At 70.9% G+C, this 17,043-nt stretch carries 15 protein-coding genes; 5 read left to right on the plus strand and 10 right to left on the minus strand.

Annotated features, from left to right (window positions below; translation table 11 throughout):
* Positions 1 to 38 precede the first annotated feature (38 nt).
* From glmM to prmB, 10 genes are all read right to left on the minus strand, one after another.
* Entirely contained in the window at positions 39 to 1,382 is a 1,344-nt protein-coding gene (gene glmM / locus ACOQFR_RS14215) for a phosphoglucosamine mutase (protein WP_421383000.1), read from the minus strand.
* Positions 1,379 to 2,266 (minus strand): acetyl-CoA carboxylase, carboxyltransferase subunit beta, encoded by an 888-nt coding sequence (accD, locus tag ACOQFR_RS14220; protein WP_421383002.1) that lies wholly within the window; start codon positions 2,264 to 2,266, stop codon positions 1,379 to 1,381. Before accD ends, glmM begins: the two co-directional genes overlap by 4 nt.
* 74 nt (positions 2,267 to 2,340) lie before the next feature.
* A complete protein-coding gene (gene trpA, locus ACOQFR_RS14225; RefSeq protein WP_421383004.1) occupies positions 2,341 to 3,147 on the minus strand; it encodes a tryptophan synthase subunit alpha in 807 nt (268 codons plus the stop codon).
* A 208-nt stretch (positions 3,148 to 3,355) separates the two neighbouring features.
* Positions 3,356 to 4,591, minus strand: a complete 1,236-nt coding sequence (gene trpB / locus ACOQFR_RS14230; protein ID WP_421383006.1) for a tryptophan synthase subunit beta — start codon at positions 4,589 to 4,591, stop codon at positions 3,356 to 3,358.
* Entirely contained in the window at positions 4,578 to 5,213 is a 636-nt protein-coding gene (locus tag ACOQFR_RS14235) for a phosphoribosylanthranilate isomerase (protein ID WP_421383008.1), read from the minus strand. The genes trpB and ACOQFR_RS14235 overlap by 14 nt, the downstream gene beginning before the upstream one ends.
* Positions 5,214 to 5,222: 9 nt before the next feature.
* Positions 5,223 to 6,032, minus strand: coding sequence for a tRNA pseudouridine(38-40) synthase TruA (gene truA / locus ACOQFR_RS14240; RefSeq protein ID WP_421383010.1), 810 nt, complete (start codon positions 6,030 to 6,032; stop codon positions 5,223 to 5,225).
* A 63-nt stretch (positions 6,033 to 6,095) separates the two neighbouring features.
* Positions 6,096 to 8,528, minus strand: coding sequence for a FimV/HubP family polar landmark protein (locus ACOQFR_RS14245; RefSeq protein WP_421383012.1), 2,433 nt, complete (start codon positions 8,526 to 8,528; stop codon positions 6,096 to 6,098).
* Positions 8,529 to 8,607: 79 nt separating this feature from the next.
* A complete protein-coding gene (locus ACOQFR_RS14250; RefSeq protein WP_421383015.1) occupies positions 8,608 to 9,627 on the minus strand; it encodes an aspartate-semialdehyde dehydrogenase in 1,020 nt (339 codons plus the stop codon).
* A gap of 213 nt (positions 9,628 to 9,840) precedes the next feature.
* Positions 9,841 to 10,941, minus strand: a complete 1,101-nt coding sequence (gene aroC, locus ACOQFR_RS14255) for a chorismate synthase (protein WP_421383017.1) — start codon at positions 10,939 to 10,941, stop codon at positions 9,841 to 9,843.
* A gap of 9 nt (positions 10,942 to 10,950) precedes the next feature.
* A complete protein-coding gene (prmB, locus tag ACOQFR_RS14260; RefSeq protein ID WP_421383019.1) occupies positions 10,951 to 11,871 on the minus strand; it encodes a 50S ribosomal protein L3 N(5)-glutamine methyltransferase in 921 nt (306 codons plus the stop codon).
* A gap of 82 nt (positions 11,872 to 11,953) precedes the next feature.
* Between prmB and ACOQFR_RS14265 the strand changes: the two genes are divergently transcribed.
* The 5 genes from ACOQFR_RS14265 to ACOQFR_RS14285 all read left to right on the plus strand — a co-directional run bounded on the left by ACOQFR_RS14265 (position 11,954) and on the right by ACOQFR_RS14285 (position 17,023).
* A complete protein-coding gene (locus tag ACOQFR_RS14265) occupies positions 11,954 to 12,631 on the plus strand; it encodes an SCO family protein (RefSeq protein WP_421383021.1) in 678 nt (225 codons plus the stop codon).
* Positions 12,628 to 13,476 (plus strand): archaetidylserine decarboxylase, encoded by an 849-nt coding sequence (gene asd, locus ACOQFR_RS14270; protein ID WP_421383023.1) that lies wholly within the window; start codon positions 12,628 to 12,630, stop codon positions 13,474 to 13,476. The genes ACOQFR_RS14265 and asd overlap by 4 nt, the downstream gene beginning before the upstream one ends.
* Before the next feature lie 153 nt (positions 13,477 to 13,629).
* Positions 13,630 to 14,874 (plus strand): putative DNA modification/repair radical SAM protein, encoded by a 1,245-nt coding sequence (locus ACOQFR_RS14275; protein WP_421383025.1) that lies wholly within the window; start codon positions 13,630 to 13,632, stop codon positions 14,872 to 14,874.
* A gap of 10 nt (positions 14,875 to 14,884) precedes the next feature.
* On the plus strand, positions 14,885 to 16,303 hold the full coding sequence (locus ACOQFR_RS14280; protein ID WP_421383027.1) for a UdgX family uracil-DNA binding protein: 1,419 nt from the start codon (positions 14,885 to 14,887) through the stop codon (positions 16,301 to 16,303).
* Positions 16,304 to 16,315: 12 nt separating this feature from the next.
* Positions 16,316 to 17,023: an arginyltransferase gene (locus ACOQFR_RS14285; RefSeq protein ID WP_421383029.1), complete on the plus strand. Its 708-nt coding sequence runs from the start codon at positions 16,316 to 16,318 to the stop codon at positions 17,021 to 17,023.
* The last annotated feature ends 20 nt before the right edge of the window (positions 17,024 to 17,043 follow it).

A 17,043-nucleotide genomic window follows, 5' to 3' on the forward strand; every position in this document is an offset into this window, starting at 1 on the left:
AGTCTAGGCCAGGCGCGCCGCGCCTGCCTTGACCGGACTCAAACGGCGGCGCGCACCACGGTGGCCAGCTGGTCCAGCACCTGCCGCATCAGCTGGTCGTCGTCGGCCTCGACGGTGACGCGAACCACCGGCTCGGTGCCGGAGGGACGCAGCACGAGGCGGCCACGGCCGACCAGGGCACGTTCGGCCTCGGCGCGGGCGGCCTGCACGGCGGCCGACTCCAGCGGCTTCACGCCGGCGGCCACGCGCACGTTGATCGTCTGCTGCGGCAAGGGGCGGTAGCCCTGCAGCGCCTGCGCCAGCGACTTGCCCTGCGAGCGCAGCGAGGCCAGCACCTGCAGCGCGCTGACAATGGCGTCACCGGTGCCGGCGCGGTCCAGGCACAGCAGGTGGCCGGAGGCTTCGCCGCCCAGCACGCCGCCGCCCTCGACCAGGGCCTGGTGCACGAAGCGGTCGCCGACGCGCGCGCGCACGAAGCCGATGCCGGCCTCGCCCAGCGCACGCTCCATTGCGTAATTGGTCATCAGCGTGCCCACCACCGCGCCGCGCAGGCGGCCGTTGGCGTGCCAGTGGTGGGCCAGCACGTAGATCAGGCCGTCGCCGTCCACCAGCCGGCCCTGCCCGTCCACCATCAGCACGCGGTCGCCGTCGCCGTCGAAGGCGATGCCGAGGTCGGCGCCGGTTTCCAGCACGCGGGCCATCAGCGCCTCGGGATGGGTGGAGCCGACGCCATCGTTGATGTTCAGCCCGTCGGGCTCGGCACCGATCACGTCCACCTCGGCGCCCAGCTCGGTGAACACGCGCGGGGCGACCTGGTAGGTGGCGCCGTGGGCGCAGTCGAGTACCACCCGCAGGCCGTCGAGCTTGAAGTCCTCGTCCACGGTGGACTTGCAGAATTCGGCGTAGCGGCCCAGTGCATCATTGACGCGCGAGGCCTTGCCCAGGCGCTCGGAAGGCTGGGTGCTGAAGTCGCGCTCCAGCTCGGCCTCGATCGCCAGCTCGACCGCGTCGGCCAGCTTCTCGCCCTGGGCCGAGAAGAACTTGATGCCGTTGTCGTAGTGCGGGTTGTGCGAGGCGCTGATCACGATGCCGGCGTCGGCGCGCAGCGAGCGCGTCAGGTAGGCCACCGCAGGCGTGGGCATCGGGCCCAGCATGCGCACGTCGGCGCCCGCGGCCACCAGGCCCGCCTCCAGCGCCGCCTCGAACATGTAGCCGGAAATGCGGGTGTCCTTGCCGATCACCACCGTGGCCTGGTCCCTGCCCTCGCCCACCAGCACGCGACCGGCGGCCGCGCCCAGGCGCAGCATGAAATCGGCGGAGATGGGCCACGTACCGACCCGGCCGCGGATGCCGTCGGTGCCGAAATACTTGCGGCTGCTCATGCGGCGGTCGGCGCGGGGTCGGCGTCGGGCATCGGCTGGCGCATCATCAGGGCAAGCAGGGCCGACAGCTTGTCGCGCATCTGGCGGCGGTCGATGATCAGGTCCACGGCGCCGTGCTCGACCAGGAACTCCGAGCGCTGGAAGCCTTCGGGCAGGGTCTCGCGCACGGTCTGCTCGATCACGCGCGGCCCGGCGAAGCCGATCAGCGCATGCGGCTCGCCCACGTTGATGTCGCCCAGCATGCCCAGCGAGGCGGACACGCCGCCGGTGGTGGGATGGGTGAGCACCGAGACGAACGGCAGCCCGGCCGCCCGCAGGCGACCCAGCGCGGCCGAGGTCTTGGCCATCTGCATCAGCGAGAACAGGCCTTCCTGCATGCGGGCGCCGCCGGTGGCCGAGAAGCAGACCAGTGGGCAGCCGATCTCGAGCGCGCGCTCGGCGGCCAGGGTGAACTTCTCGCCCACCACCGAGCCCATCGAACCGCCCATGTAGCGGAACTCGAAGGCGGCCACGCAGATGTCGCGGCCCTTGAGCCGGCCCTGCACGGCCACCAGCGCGTCGCGCTCGCCGGTGGCCTTCTGCGCGGCCTTGATGCGGTCGGCGTACTTCTTCTGGTCCTTGAAGTGGAGCGCGTCCACCGGTCCCAGCGCCGCGCCGATTTCCTCGCCGCTGTCGTCATCCAGGAAGGCCACCAGGCGCTCGCGGGCGCCGATGCTCATGTGGTGGCTGCACTTGGGACAGACCCGCAGGTTCTTTTCCAGTTCGGGGCCGTAGAGGGCGGCGCCGCAGCGGTCGCACTTTTCCCACAGGCCCTCGGGCACGGCACGCTTGCCGCCGCCTTGGGTGCGGATGCGGGAAGGCATCAGTTTGGTCAGCCAGCTCATCGAGCCACCGGTCTTGTTCGGGTCGTGAAGTTTAGCCCGAAAGGCCGGGGCGGGAAGCCCGGCCCGGCCGCGGTTCAGGTCACGGCGTCCAGGGCCGCGCGCAGCGGCGTCAGGAAGGCCCGGGCGCGCTTGGCGGCCTCGTCCGGGCTGGTCGCGCCCGAGAGCGCGTCCACCAGGGCGCTGCCGACCACCACGCCATCGGCGGCCGGGGCCAGGGCCGCGGCCGAGGCCGCGTCGCGGATGCCGAAGCCCACCAGCACCGGCACCGTGGCCTGTGCGCGCAGTTGGCCCGCGCGTTCCAGCACGGCCCCGGTGTCGAGCTGGCCGCCGCCGGTGACGCCGGCGAAGGACACGTAGTACAGGTAACCCTGCGACTCGGTGGCCAGGCGGGCCAGCCGGTCCGGCGTGGTGGTCGGTGCGGCCAGCGAGATCAGCTGCAGGCCGGCGGCGTTGAAGGCGTCCCGGGTCGGGCCGGCCTCTTCCGGCGGAAGGTCGACCAGCAGCACGCCGTCCACCCCGGCTTCGGCGGCAACGCGGGCGAAGGCCTCGGCACCGCGCATCTCGACCGGATTGAGATAACCCATCAGCACCACCGGGGTGTCGGCATCCTGCCGGCGGAAGTCGGCCACGGCCTCGAGCACGTAGCGCAGCCCCGCGCCGCGCTCGATCGCGCGCTCGGAGCTGCGCTGGATCACCGGCCCGTCGGCCATCGGATCGGAGAACGGCACGCCGAGCTCGATCACGTCCGCCCCCGCCTGCACCAGCGCATGCATCACCGGCACCGTGGCCTCCAGCGAGGGATCACCGGCGGTGATGAACGGAACCAACGCCTTGCGGCGGGCGGCCTTGAGCTGGGCGAACCTGGAATCTATGCGGGTCATTGTTTTTTGGCCACGGATTTGCGCGGATGGACGCGGATTCAAAAGCGGATTTCGGACGGATGAAGACGGTTGGACGAAGGTGAGGGGATCGTACGCAGTGGCGCGGAGACAAATAAGGATCGCGGCGTCCGGAACGCCCAGACCCTAGGCGCAATCGGATTTATCCGCTCTTATCCGCGTCCATCCGCGCAAATCCGCGGCAAAACAATCAAAGCTCGATCCCCTCGCGGCGCGCGATGGTGAAGATGTCCTTGTCGCCGCGGCCCGAAAGGTTGCACAGGACCAGGGCGTCGCGCGGCAGGTCGCGGGCGAGCTTGATGGCCTGGGCCACGGCGTGGCTGGATTCCAGTGCGGCGAGGATGCCTTCCTGCCGGGCCAGCAGGTGGAAGGCCTCCATGGCCTCGTCGTCGGTGATGCCCACGTACTCGGCGCGGCCGGTGTCCTTGAGGAAGGCGTGCTCGGGGCCGACGCCGGGGTAGTCCAGGCCGGCGGAGATCGAGTGGGTCTCGGTGATCTGGCCGTCGTCGTCGCAGATCACGTAGGTGCGGTTGCCGTGCAGCACGCCCGGCCGGCCGGCCGACAGCGAGGCGGCATGGCGGCCGGTGGCGATGCCGTCGCCGGCGGCCTCGGCGCCGACGATGCGCACGTCGCGGTCGTTGAGGAAGGGGTGGAACATGCCGATGGCGTTGCTGCCGCCGCCGACGCAGGCCGTGATGGCGTCGGGCAGGCGGCCGTACTGCTCCAGCATCTGCGCGCGCGCCTCGGTGCCGACGACCGCATTGAAGTCGCGCACCAGCCGCGGGTACGGATGCGGGCCGGCCACGGTGCCGATGATGTAGAAGGTGTCGTGCACGTTGGTGACCCAGTCGCGCATGGCTTCGTTGAGCGCGTCCTTGAGCGTCTTCGAGCCCGAGGTGACCGGAACCACGGTGGCGCCCAGCAGCTTCATCCGGAACACGTTGGGCGCCTGCCGTTCGATGTCGGTGGCGCCCATGTACACCACGCACTCCAGGCCCAGGCGCGCGGCCACGGTGGCGCTGGCCACGCCGTGCTGGCCGGCGCCGGTCTCGGCGATGATGCGGGTCTTGCCCATGCGCTTGGCCAGCATGGCCTGGCCGATGGTGTTGTTGATCTTGTGCGCACCGGTGTGGTTCAGGTCCTCGCGCTTTAGCAGGATGCGGGCGCCGCCGACGTGCTGGCTCAGCCGCGCGGCGTGGTAGATCGGGCTGGGGCGGCCGACGTAGTGGCGGTAGTCGTGCTGCAGCTCGGCCAGGAACTCGGGGTCGGCGCGGTAGCGGTCATACGCGGCCTCAAGCTCGCGCAGCGGGCCGATCAGCGTTTCGGAGACGAACACGCCGCCGTAGCGGCCGAAGTGGCCGGCCGCATCGGGCCAGGCGCCGAAATCGGCGATGTCGGCGGCGGCGGGGATCTCATTCCGGGGCATTGCGGTCTGCACGTCTTACCTCGTCCACGAACTGCTGCATTTTTTCGCCGTCCTTCAGGCCCGGCGCGCTTTCGATGCCACTGGATACGTCCACGGCATAGGGCCGCGCCGCGCGGATGGCCTGCCCCACGTTCGACGGCACCAGGCCGCCCGCCAGGAAGACGGGGCGTCCCAGGGGTGGCAGGGTGGTCCAGTCGAAGCGCTCGCCGCGACCGCCGGGCTGGCCGGGGCCATGGCCGTCGAGCAGGAAGGCACTGGCCGAAGGGTAGCGTTTCCGCGCCAGCACCGCATCGTCCGCGCCCTGCCCCATGGGCACCACCTTGATGAAAGGCAGGCCGAAGCTGCGGCAGAAGGCGTCGTCCTCGCCGCCATGGAACTGCAGCAGGGTCGGCTTGAGCACGCGCAGCGCGGCCACCACCTCGCTGCCGGGGTTGTCCATGAACAGGGCGACCGCGTCGACCAGCGGCGGCACCGCCTGGCGCAGGCCTTCCAGCTGTTCGATCGCGAGCCGGCGCGGGCTGGCGGCGGCGAACACGAAGCCCAGCGCGTCCACGCCCAGCTCGACGGCCAGGCGCACGTCGCCGGGCCGCGTCATGCCGCAGAATTTTATCCGTGTGCGCATGGCCGCATTCTACCGGGCAGCCGTGCTGGGGCCGTGATGCTCCGGCAGATCATCCAGCGTGACCTCGGCCGGCAGCTGCCACTGCGAGGGATAGCGCGGGCCCAGGAAGACCAGGCCGTTGGAAGGCGCGGTCGGTCCGGCCAGAGTGCGGTCGCGCCCGGCCAGCAGGCGCGCGGGCCAGTCCTCCGGCTGCTCGCCGCGACCGACCGGCAGCAGGCTGCCGACGAAGTTGCGCACCATGTGGTGCAGGAAGGCATTGGCCTGCACCTCGATCACGACGCGGTCGTCCTCGCGCTGCACGCTGATCGAATGCACGTGGCGGTTCGGATGCGGGGCCTGGCAGTGCACGGTGCGGAAGGCGCTGAAGTCGTGCTCGCCGACCAGGCCCTGGGCGGCGCGATGCATCGCCGCCGCGTCCAGCGGCAGCCGCTCCCAGGTAAGGTAGTCGCGCTGGAAGGCTGCTCGCATGGGCCGGTTGAGCACGGTGTAGCGATAGCGGCGCGCGCGGGCGGAATAGCGGGCATGGAAATCCTGGGGCACCGGCTGGCACCACAGGATGGCGATACCGCCCGGCAGGCGGCTGTTGCCGCCCTGCTGCAGGGCGTACGGCGTGCGGCCCGATTCCGTGTCCAGGTGCACCACCTGGCAACGGGCGTGCACGCCGCTGTCGGTGCGTCCGGCGCAGACCACGTCCAGTGGATGGTTGGCCACGAACGACAGCGCCGACTCCACCGCGGCCTGCACCGAGGCGCCATGCGACAGCCGCTGCCATCCCTGGAAGCCGCTGCCGTCGTATTCGATGCCGAGTGCGTAGCGCATGCCGGTGACGAGAAGGGCCGGGTCGCCCCGGCCCTGCCTGTGGAAAGGGGCGGGAGCGCGAGGTTAGCCGATTTCGCGCAGCAGCCGCTCGGCCTCCGCGCGGCCCGCGGGCCCGGCCTCGGCCATCACTTCCTCCAGCATGCCCTTGGCACCATCGATGTCGCCGATGTCGAGGTAGGCCTTGGCCAGCTCGATCTTGGTGCTGCTGCCATCGTCGTCACTGCCGGTGTCGGGCGCGGCCTCGGTTGCGGGCGCCATGTCGGCCGCCTCTGAATCCGCATCGGTCGCCGCGACAACGGAGAAGCGGTCCCAATCTTCCTCCGGATCCACCGGATCGGGAGATCCCTGCAGCTCCAGCCCGGACAAGTCGTCCAGATCGGCGGCAGGCGCGGGCGTCGCGGCCGCTTCCGGCGCGGGCACGCCGGCGGTGGCGGGCAGGACCCCGGTGTCGCCGAACTTGGGCGCATTCCACCCGGCCTGGCTGAACAACGGATTGGCTGGCGACAGGGTCACGCCCATCACCACGGCCTCGCGCCAGCGCGGATCGAGCGTGCTTCGGACCTTGATGCGCATCGCCTGCGCGGCGACCTCGTACTGCGCCTTGTGGCCGTGCTTGTAGTGGTGGCGCAGCAGGCTGATGTGCGCCTCGAGGTCGTCCGGACGCTCGGCCACGTTCTGCTTGAGCTGGGCCAGCGCGGCTTCCTCGGCGGTGAGTGCGGGGGCATCGGCTTCGGCGTCGTCACCGGCGTCCGAATCGGCGCTGTCCAGGGCCGTCGGCCGGTTGCTTTCGAGGCTGGCCTTGAGCGCGTCGTCATCGGAAATCCGGCGGCCCACCACCGGCACCGGGCTGGCGGTCCGGCGACCGCGCAGCGCCAGCACCAGGCCGAACAGGACCAGCAGGCCTGCGCCACCAAGCACGAAGGGATTGAGGTACCAGGGCGCGGCGGCGGCAGGCTCGACCGCGACCGGGGTGGCGCCGGCGGCGGCCGGCTCGGCCGGCGCAGGCGCCGGGGCTGCCGGTTCGGGCGCGGCCTGGACCTGGCCCAGGCGCTCCTGCAGCGCCTTCATCTGGCTGTCCTGCATCTGGATCAGGCGCTGCGAATCGGCCTGCTGCTGCTCGAGTTCGGTCAGCTGCGAGCGCAGTTCGGACACTTCGGCCTCGCGGGCGGCCAAGTCCTCGCGGGCCTGGGTGAGCTCGGCGCGCAGTTCGGCGCCGGTGCCGGTACCGCTGGCACCCGACTGCACCGCCCGCGCGGACTGCTCGTCGCCCGAGGGCGGCACGATTTCCAGGCGACCATCGGCGCGCGGCGTTGCCGCCGGCCGCGTGGCCGGACGCGCAGGAGCGACCTCGGGCGCAGGCGCCGGTTCGGCGGCCACGGTCTCGGCGGGCTGCGGCACCGGCTGGCGACGCGACTGCCAGGCGTTGGCCTGTTCGCGCACCAGGGCGGCGGCCTCGGCCTCGCCCAGGGTGGCGACCTCGTCGCGCGCCGGGATGCGAAGCACGGCGCCGCGCTTGAGCTGGTTGATGTTGTCGTCGATGAAGGCTTCGGGGTTGGCCCGCTGCAGCGCCAGCATCATCTGGTTCACGGTGACCGAGGCGTCGGGCCGCACCGACTGCGCCAGGCTCCACAGGGTCTGGCCTTCGGTGACGGGGCCATAGCTGTCCGGGCTTGCAACGGGTTCCGGCGCCGGCGCCGGAATCGGCGGCGGCGGGGCCACCGGCTCGGGCACGGGCAGCGGCTCGGGCTCGGCGGCAATGGGTTCGGGCTGCGGCGCCGGTTCCGGTGCGGGCTCTGGAACGACCGGCTCGGGCTCGGGCATCACCGGCTCGGGCGCGGGCTCGGGGGCGGCAGCGACCGGCTCGGGCGGCAACGGCTCGGCCACCACCGCCTCCGGTTCCGGCTCGGGCAGCGGCGCCGGCTCGGGCAGCGGCTCGGGATCGAGCAGGGTGTCGGTGACGATCAGCTCCGGCTCTGGCTCCGGCACGGCCGCGGTTTCAGCCTCGGCCTCGGGCGCGTACACCGGGGGAGGCGGCGGCGCGGTGGGCTGCGTGGCCACGGCCGGCGCTTCCAGCGGACGGATCACGGCGGGTGCGATGTAGGGCGGATCCACCAGCGCGCTGTATTCGCGCACCACGCTGCCCCGACCCCAGTTGGCCTCGAGCAGGAAGGTGAGGAAAGGCTCGCTGAAGCGGCCGGGCGTGGTCACACGCACCACCGGCTGGCCGGCCGCGTTGCGACCGACGCTCATCTGCAGGTTGGCGGTCAGGCCGACCGGGCGCTCCAGCCCCACGCGGGCGAAAGCCTCGGGCGACGCCAGGCGCACCTCTAGCTCGTCGAGCTCGCCGGGGCCGGCCGAGAGGATGGGAATCTCGGCGACCAGGGGCTCGTTGAGCCCCGACTTCACTTCGATCTGGCCCAGCCCCAGCGCATGGGCGCTGGACGCGCCCAGGGCCAGTGCCAGGGCGAACGGTAGCTGCAGATGCCTGTTCTTCACGCTTTCACTCTCCCCGATGAAGGCTGGCGCGACCACTCCCCTGCAGCGGCCCCGTCGGTAAACGTCCCGAATATACCGGTCAGGAACGCTCTTTGACCACGAGTTCCGCCAACTGCACCGCGTTCAGGGCGGCGCCCTTGCGGATGTTGTCCGACACGATCCACAGGTCCAGGCCGCGCGGATGCGAAACGTCCTCGCGGATCCGGCCGACATAGACCGGGTCGGTGCCGGCCGCGTGGGTCACCGGCGTCGGATAGCCGCCCGGTGCGCGGTCGTCCACCACCACCACGCCCGGCGCGGCCTCGAGCAGGACGCGCGCATCGGCGGCCGACAGCTTCTGTCGCGTCTCCAGGTGCACCGCCTCGGAGTGACCGTAGAACACCGGCACGCGCACCGCGGTCGGATTGACCTGGATGCGGTCGTCGCCAAGGATCTTGCGGGTCTCCCACACCATCTTCATCTCTTCCTTGGTGTAGCCGTTGTCCAGGAATTCGTCGATGTGCGGGATCAGGTTGAAGGCGATCTGCACCGGGAACTTCGCCGGCTCGTAGGTCTGGAATCCCAGCATCGCCGCCGACTGCCGGCCGAGCTCCTCCATGCCGCTGCGGCCCGCGCCGGAGACCGACTGGTAGGTGGCCACGTTGATGCGCTCGATGCCCACGGCACGGTGGATCGGCGCCAGCGCCACCAGCATCTGCATGGTGGAGCAGTTGGGATTGGCAACGATGCCGCGCGGCCGGTTCGCCAGGTCCTGCGGATTGACCTCCGACACCACCAGCGGCACCTCGTCGTCGTAACGGAAGGCCGAGCTGTTGTCGATCACCACCGCGCCGGCCGCGGCGAACTTCGGCGCGTATTCCTTCGAAATGCCGCCGCCGGCGGAGAACAGCGCGATGTCCACCCCGGCGGGATCGAAGCCGGCCAGGTCCTCGACCACGATCTTGCGGGCGCCGTAGTCGATCTTCTCGCCGGCCGAGCGCGCGCTGGCCAGCAGGTGCAGCTTGCCGATCGGAAACTGGCGCTCGGCCAGCACGGACAGCATCGCCTCGCCCACCGCACCGGTGGCGCCGACGATGGCTACGTTGTAGGTCTTGCTCATGGGGTTTTAGGTATTCCAAGAATTTTGTTTTTTGGCCGCGGATTTACGCGGATAAGAGCGGATAGGGCGAACAGGGGGTGGGCCTCGGGGGCTTGGGGGTCAGGCGCGCGTGCGCGGGGACCTAGCTGCCCCGAGGCGATCGTTTTCGGGCCAGCACGATTCGGCTCTTGTCCGCGTCCATCCGCGTAAATCCGCGGCAAAAATCGCTCTTGTTCATGGCGAGGCACCCGGCAGACGGGGCGTGACCGGGCCGACGTCGCCGCACTGGGCGCGGTGGCGCAGGGCGTGGTCCATCAGCACCAGGGCCAGCATGGCTTCGCAGATCGGCGGGGCCCGCAGGCCCACGCAGGGGTCGTGGCGGCCGGTGGTGATCACCTCGGCCGGTGCGCCCTCGACGTCCACGGTGGCACCGGGCAGGCGCAGGCTGGACGTGGGCTTGAACGCCACCGAGCACGTGATGTCCTGGCCGCTGCTTATGCCGCCAAGGATGCCGCCCGCATGGTTGCTGGCGAACCCGGCCGGCGACATCAGGTCGCGGTGCTCGCTGCCCTTCTGAACGATGCTGCCGAAGCCGGCGCCGATCTCGACGCCCTTGACCGCATTGATGGACATCATGGCCGCGGCGATGTCGGCATCGAGCTTGCCGTACACCGGCTCGCCCCAGCCCGGGGGCACGTTGCGCGCGATGGCATCCACGCGCGCGCCCACCGAGTCGCCGGACTTGCGCAGCGCATCCATGAACGCCTCGAGCTCGGGCGCCTGGCCCCCGTCGGGCCAGAAGAAATCATTGCCCTCGACCGCGGCCCAGTCGAAGGCGCGAGGGCGCAGGTCGGCGATCTGCGACACGCAGGCCTGCACCGTGATGCCGTGGCGCTCAAGCAGCCACTTCTTGGCGATCACCGCGGCCGCCACCCGCATCGTGGTCTCGCGCGCCGAGCTGCGGCCGCCGCCGCGCGGATCGCGCAGGCCGTACTTCTGCCAATAGGTGTAGTCGGCGTGGCCGGGACGGAACTGCGCGGCGATCTTCGAATAGTCCTTGCTGCGCGCGTCGGTGTTGCGCACCAGCAGGCCGATCGGCGTGCCGGTGGTTAGGCCCTCGTACACACCGCTGAGGATCTCGACCTCGTCGGCCTCGTGGCGCTGCGAGGTGTGGCGGCTCTTGCCGGTGGCGCGGCGGTCCAGGTCGGTGCGGAAGTCGTCGGCCGTGATCGCGATGCCGGGCGGGCAGCCGTCGATGACGCAGCCGATGGCCGGTCCATGGCTTTCGCCGAAGGTGGTGACGCGCAGCAGCCGGCCGAAGCTGTTGTCGCTCATGCGGGGGGCTCAGGCGCGGCGGGCATCGGCCAGGGCCTTGATGCGCGCGTGGTGCGCCACCAGGTCCCCGCGCTCGGCGACGAAGATGCCCATCTGCCCCACCCTGAATTCGACCCAGGCCAGCGGCAGCTCCGGCAGCAGGGCCACCAGGGCGTGTTCGCTCTCGCCCACCTCGCAGATCAGCAGGCCGTTCTCGGACAGGTGCCGCGGCGCATCGCGCAGGATCTCCAGCGCCAGGTCCAGGCCATCGTCGCCGGCGCGCAGGCCCAACTCGGGCTCGTGCGCGTACTCGGGCGGCAGCGCGTCGGTTTCGGCATGGGTTACATAGGGCGGGTTGGTGACGATCAGGTCGTACACCTCGCCATCGAGGTTGCGGAACAGGTCCGAATGCACCAGGCGCACGTTGCGCGTCTCGAGCCGCTCGACGTTCTCGCGGGCCAGGGCCAGCGCGTCCTCGCTCAGGTCGGCGCCGTCCACCTGCCACTGCGGGTTGTAGTGCGCGGTGGCGATGGCGATGCAGCCCGAGCCGGTGCACATGTCGAGCACGCGCTGCACCTCGCGGCCCCCCAGCCAGGGCTCGAAGCCGGCTTCGATCAGCTCGGCAATCGGCGAACGCGGCACCAGGGCGCGCGCGTCGGTCTTGAAGCTCAGGCCGGCGAACCAGGCCTCGCCGGTGAGATAGCAGGCCGGAATGCGTTCCTGGATGCGCCGCTCGAACAGGGCCAGCACCGCGGCGCGCTCCTCGGCCACCAGCTTCGCGGTGCCGTAGGCCGGGCCGAGGTCCGGCGGCAGGTGCAGCGCATGCAGCACCAGCTGCGTGGCCTCGTCCAGCGCGTTGTCGTGGCCATGGCCGAAGCTCAGGCCGGCGGCGCCGAAACGGCTGGCGCCGTAGCGGATGAAGTCAACGATGGTTACAAGTTCGATCGACATCTTGTTGAAATTCCTTGCAATGGCCGGAGTATAGCCGCGCCCCGGCTATAATTGACGCCCCCTGCCCCGCCCCGGAGCGACCGTGTTCAATCGCAACACCCTGCTGATCCTCGTGGCCGCCCTGGCGGCGGGCCTGGGGCTGTGGGCGGCCCAGGTCGCCTTTGCGCCCCGACAGGGCACCGCGCCGGTGGTCGAGGCCACGGCGGCGCCGCCGGCCGCGGCGGTGGACCGCGCGCAGCTCAAGGCGGTGCGCCTCTACCCGCAGCACCGTGTGCTGCCCGCCTTCGCCCTGCAGCAGTCCGACGGCACCCCGCTGACCAATGACGAGCTGCGCGGCCACTGGACCGTGGTCTTCCTGGGCTTCACCCATTGCCCCGATGTCTGCCCGACCACCCTGTCGGACCTGGCCCAGGCGCAGAAAGCCTGGCAGGACCTGCCGGCCGACCGGCAGCCGCGGGTACTGTTCGTGTCGGTCGACCCCGAGCGCGACACGCCGCAGAAGACCGGTGAGTACGCCGCCTACTTCCACCCCGCCACCCTGGCCGCCACGGTGCCGGAACCGGCGCTGCAGGATTTCGCCAGCAGCCTGGGCCTGGTCTACATGAAGGTGGCCGGCATCGACGGCGACTACACCATGGACCACTCCACCGGCCTGGTGGTGATCGACCCGCAGGGCCGCCAGGCGGGCCTGATCCGTGCGCCGCTGGTGCCTGCCGACATCGCGGCCGACCTGGCCCTGCTGGCCCGGGACGCGCCATGAGCCCGAAGGTCGCCCTGCAGTACCTGCTGCCGCACCGGCTGCTCACCTCGCTGGCCTACCGGATGGCGCGCATCCGCACGCGCTGGTTCAAGGACTGGCTGATCGGCCTGGTCATCCGCCAGTTCAGGGTGGACATGGCCGAGGCCGCGGACCCGGAGCCGCGCAACTACCCGCACTTCAATGCCTTCTTCACCCGCGAACTGGCGCCGGGCATGCGCACCGCGGATCCGGACCCGGCCACGCTGGTGATGCCGGCCGATGGCAAGGTCAGCCAGGTGGGTCGCATCGAAGCAGGCCGCATCTTCCAGGCCAAGGGCCAGGCCTTCACCGCGGCCGAACTGCTGGGCGACGAGGCGATGGCCGCGCCCTATGCCGACGGCTGGTTCGCCAACATCTACCTCTCGCCGCGCGACTACCACCGCGTGCACATGCCCTGGACCGGCACCCTGGTGGAAACGCTGCACGTGCCCGGCCGCCTGTTCACGGTGGCGCCCTGGGGCGTGCAGGCCATTCCGCGCCTGTTCGCGCGCAACGAGCGCCTGGTGTGCCACTTCGACACCGACTTCGGGCCGATGTGCTCGGTGATGGTCGGCGCGCTGCTGGTGTCGGGCGTGGAGTCGGTCTGGAACGGCGAGGAAATCCCGCCCTACGCGCACAAGCCCGTGCGCCGCGACTGGCGCGGCCGCAACATCACGCTGGCGCGGTTCGCGGAGATGGCGCGCTTCAACTACGGCTCCACCGTGATCCTGCTGTTCCCGCGCGATGCGGTGACGCTGGACACGATCGCCACCGAAACCGTCACGCGCCTGGGCCGTCGCCTGGGCCAGGTGAACGCGCTGCGCTGAACGCGGCCTGCCGGCCGTTGGCACCGGGCTGAACGCCACGCGCGTCGGATGCGTGCGTGGCGCGTTCGCTGACCCCGCCTTCACCTGCGGACACGCGCGATCGGCGACCATGCGGTCTCGAACCCTGCGACGGCCGCATGCCACCCTTGCAAGATGCAGACGCTTGAAAAACTCGCGATCCTGGCCGACGCCGCCAAGTACGACGCGTCCTGCGCCTCCAGCGGCGCCGACCGTCGGAACTCGCTGGGCACGGGCGGCATCGGCAGCACCGAAGGCATGGGCATCTGCCATTCGTACACGCCCGACGGCCGCTGCGTTTCGCTGCTGAAGATCCTGCTCACCAACTTCTGCACCTTCGACTGCGCGTACTGCGTCAACCGGGTGTCGAGCAACGTGCGGCGCGCACGCTTCACGCCGCAGGAAGTGGTGGACCTGACGCTGGACTTCTACAAGCGCAACTACATCGAGGGCCTGTTCCTGTCCAGCGGCATCATCCGCGACAGCGACTACACGATGGAGCAACTGGTGGAAGTGGCGCGCTGCCTGCGCGAGGACCACAAGTTCGCCGGCTACATCCACCTCAAGACCATTCCCGACGCCACGCCCGAGCTGCTGGCGGCGGCCGGCCGCTACGCCGACCGGCTCAGCATCAATGTCGAACTGCCGACCGAAGCCGGCCTGGCGCAGCTGGCGCCGGAGAAGAAGCTGCCGGGCATCCGCGCGGCGATGGGCGACCTGCGCTGGCGCATCGAGGAAGGCAAGGAGGCGCGCAAGGCCGCGCCGAAATTCCGCGCCAAGCCGCCGCGCTTCGCACCTGCCGGCCAGAGCACGCAGATGATCGTCGGCGCGGACCAGGCCGACGACCGCGCCATCCTGACCACGACCGAAAACCTGTACGGCAACTATCGGCTGCGGCGCGTGTACTTCTCCGCCTTCAGCCCGATCCCCGACGCCTCGAAGAAACTGCCGCTGCTGGCACCGCCGCTGCAGCGCGAGCACCGTCTCTACCAGGCCGACTGGCTGCTGCGTTTCTATGGCTTTGGCGTGGACGAGATCGCGCCGGCCAGCGGCGACGGCATGCTGGACCTGGACGTGGACCCGAAGCTGGCCTGGGCGCTGCGGAACCCGGCCCGCTTCCCGGTGGACATGAACACCGCGCCGCGCGAGATGCTGCTGCGGGTGCCGGGCATGGGCACGCGCAATGTCGAGCGCGTGATCAGTTCGCGCCGGCACGGCGCGCTGCGGGTGGCCGATCTGGCCCGGCTGCGGGTGCCGATGAAGAAGGTGCTGCCCTTCGTGTCGCTGCTGGACCACCACCCCAAGGCCAGCCTGGACGATCCGCTGCGGCTGCGCACGCTGCTGGCGCCGCCGCCGCGCCAGCGCGGCCTGTTCGAGTGATCCTGCCGGCGTGTATTCGGCCAAGGTAGACCCGCCCTGGGACGGCGCCGCCTGGCGTCCGCTGGCGCGCGCCGCCCTTCGCGCCGGGGTGGCGCCGCCGGACATCGACTGGAGCGGCGATGCCCAGGCCACGCTGATGCCGGGACCGTCACTGGATTCGCTGCCGCCGCTGCGCGCCACGCCGCGGGTGCCTTCCGATTTCCTGTCGCTGGCCGACGCGGTGCTCTGCCATCGCGACCCGCAGCGCCACGCCCTGCTCTACCGCCTGCTCTGGCGCATCGCCGAGGGCGAGCGCGGCCTGCTCGAACGCGCCACCGATCCGGACGTTCGGCGCGCGCAGGTGCTGGAGAAGGCCGTGGGCCGCGACAGCCACAAGATGAAGGCCTTCGTGCGCTTCCGTGCGGTCCCGGGTCACGACAACACCTTCGTGGCCTGGTTCGAACCCGCGCACTACATCCTGGACCGCGTGGCGCCCTTCTTCGCGCGCCGTTTCGCGGGCATGCACTGGGCGATCAGCACGCCCTACCGCAGCGTGCGCTGGGACGGCGCCGCGCTGGCCTTCGGGCCCGGCGGCGCGCCCGGCGACGTGCCGGCGGAGGACGCGCAGGAAGACGCCTGGCGCATCTACTACGCCAACATCTTCAATCCCGCCCGCCTCAACCCGACCATGATGCGGCAGGAAATGCCGCAGAAATACTGGAAGAACCTGCCCGAGGCGGCCGAGCTGCCGCGGCTGATCCAGGGCGCCGGCGCGCGCGTGCGCGACATGGCCGAGCGCGAGGCCCAGCCCGCTCGCCGCCGCATTCCCGAGCGCGTCGCCACGCCGCTGCCCGCGCCGTCGGAGGGCCTGGCCGCGGCGCGTCGCGCGGCCAGCGATTGCCGTGCCTGCCCACTGTGGCAGCCCGCCACGCAGACCGTGTTCGGCGAGGGCCCGGACGATGCCAGGGTGATGGTGGTCGGCGAACAGCCCGGCGACGAGGAGGACCTGCGCGGCCGCCCCTTCGTCGGCCCTTCGGGAAAACTGCTGGACCAGGCCCTGGCCGAACTGGGCTTGGACCGGTCCACGTTCTACCTCACCAATGCGGTCAAACATTTCCGCTTCGATCAGCGCGGCAAGGCCCGCCTGCACCGCAACCCCGATGCCCTGCACGTGCAGGCCTGCCAGCGCTGGCTGATGCTGGAGCTGGCCAGCCTGCGACCGGACATCGTGCTGTGCCTGGGCGCCACCGCTGCGCGCGCGGTGCTGGGACCGGGCTTCCGGCTGATGCAGGAACGCGGCCGCTGGCACGCACTGCCCGACGGCACGCGGGTGCTGGCCACCGTGCATCCGTCCTGGATCCTGCGCCAGCGCGATCCCGCCGCGCGCGAATCGGCCTGGCGCGGCTTCCTGCACGACCTGCGCCTGCTGTTGCCTCCGTCGGCGCCGTAATAGACTGCGCGCATGGGAAACCAGCCCGCCATCCGACTGTTCCAGACCGTCGAACACGCCTGCGGCTACTGGCCGGACCGGCTGTCGCGCGACCTGATCATCGACCCCACCGATCCTTATCTGTCGACGCTGTTCGCCCGCGCGCTGGCGATGGGCTTCCGCCGCTCCGGCGGCCACGTGTACCGGCCCTACTGTTCGGGCTGCCGCGCCTGCATCTCGGTGCGGGTGCCGGCCGCCACGTTCGAGCCCAACCGCAACCAGAAGCGCTGCCTGGCCCGCAACGCCGACCTCGAGGTGCGGCATGCGCCGGCGCGGCGCACCGCCGAGAATTTCGCGCTGTATCGCCGCTACCTCGACACCCGGCATGCCGGCGGCGGCATGGACGATCCGGCGCCCGAAAACTTCGACGCCTTCCTGTCCTGCCACTGGAGCCCGACCGAGTTCATGGAGTTCCGCCTGGCCGGCGAGCTGGTGGCCGTGGCGGTCACCGATGTCGTGCCCGACGCCCTGTCGGCGGTGTACACCTTCTACGCGCCGGAACTGGCGGCGCGCAGCCTGGGCACCTACGCGATCCTGCGCCAGCTGCAGCGCGCGCGCGAGGAGGGCCGCAGCCACCTGTACCTGGGCTTCTGGCTCGAGGGCCACCCCAAGATGGCCTACAAGCGTGCGTACCGCCCGATGGAATTCCTCGACGGCGCGCACTGGCGACCCATGCCCTGATGCCGCCGCCACGGCGGATG

It is taken from the genome of Arenimonas sp. MALMAid1274 (assembly GCF_049195245.1).
Taxonomy (GTDB): Bacteria; Pseudomonadota; Gammaproteobacteria; order Xanthomonadales; family Xanthomonadaceae; genus Arenimonas.

Bases quoted from the DNA above. Each gene is read 5' to 3' on its own strand.
- glmM (WP_421383000.1), bottom strand. From the start codon at position 1,382: ATGAGCAGCCGCAAGTATTTCGGCACCGACGGCATCCGCGGCCGGGTC.
- accD (WP_421383002.1), bottom strand. From the start codon at position 2,266: ATGAGCTGGCTGACCAAACTGATGCCTTCCCGCATCCGCACCCAAGGC.
- trpA (WP_421383004.1), bottom strand. From the start codon at position 3,147: ATGACCCGCATAGATTCCAGGTTCGCCCAGCTCAAGGCCGCCCGCCGC.
- trpB (WP_421383006.1), bottom strand. From the start codon at position 4,591: ATGCCCCGGAATGAGATCCCCGCCGCCGCCGACATCGCCGATTTCGGC.
- ACOQFR_RS14235 (WP_421383008.1), bottom strand. From the start codon at position 5,213: ATGCGCACACGGATAAAATTCTGCGGCATGACGCGGCCCGGCGACGTG.
- truA (WP_421383010.1), bottom strand. From the start codon at position 6,032: ATGCGCTACGCACTCGGCATCGAATACGACGGCAGCGGCTTCCAGGGA.
- ACOQFR_RS14250 (WP_421383015.1), bottom strand. From the start codon at position 9,627: ATGAGCAAGACCTACAACGTAGCCATCGTCGGCGCCACCGGTGCGGTG.
- aroC (WP_421383017.1), bottom strand. From the start codon at position 10,941: ATGAGCGACAACAGCTTCGGCCGGCTGCTGCGCGTCACCACCTTCGGC.
- prmB (WP_421383019.1), bottom strand. From the start codon at position 11,871: ATGTCGATCGAACTTGTAACCATCGTTGACTTCATCCGCTACGGCGCC.
- asd (WP_421383023.1), top strand. From the start codon at position 12,628: ATGAGCCCGAAGGTCGCCCTGCAGTACCTGCTGCCGCACCGGCTGCTC.
- ACOQFR_RS14275 (WP_421383025.1), top strand. From the start codon at position 13,630: ATGCAGACGCTTGAAAAACTCGCGATCCTGGCCGACGCCGCCAAGTAC.
- ACOQFR_RS14285 (WP_421383029.1), top strand. From the start codon at position 16,316: ATGGGAAACCAGCCCGCCATCCGACTGTTCCAGACCGTCGAACACGCC.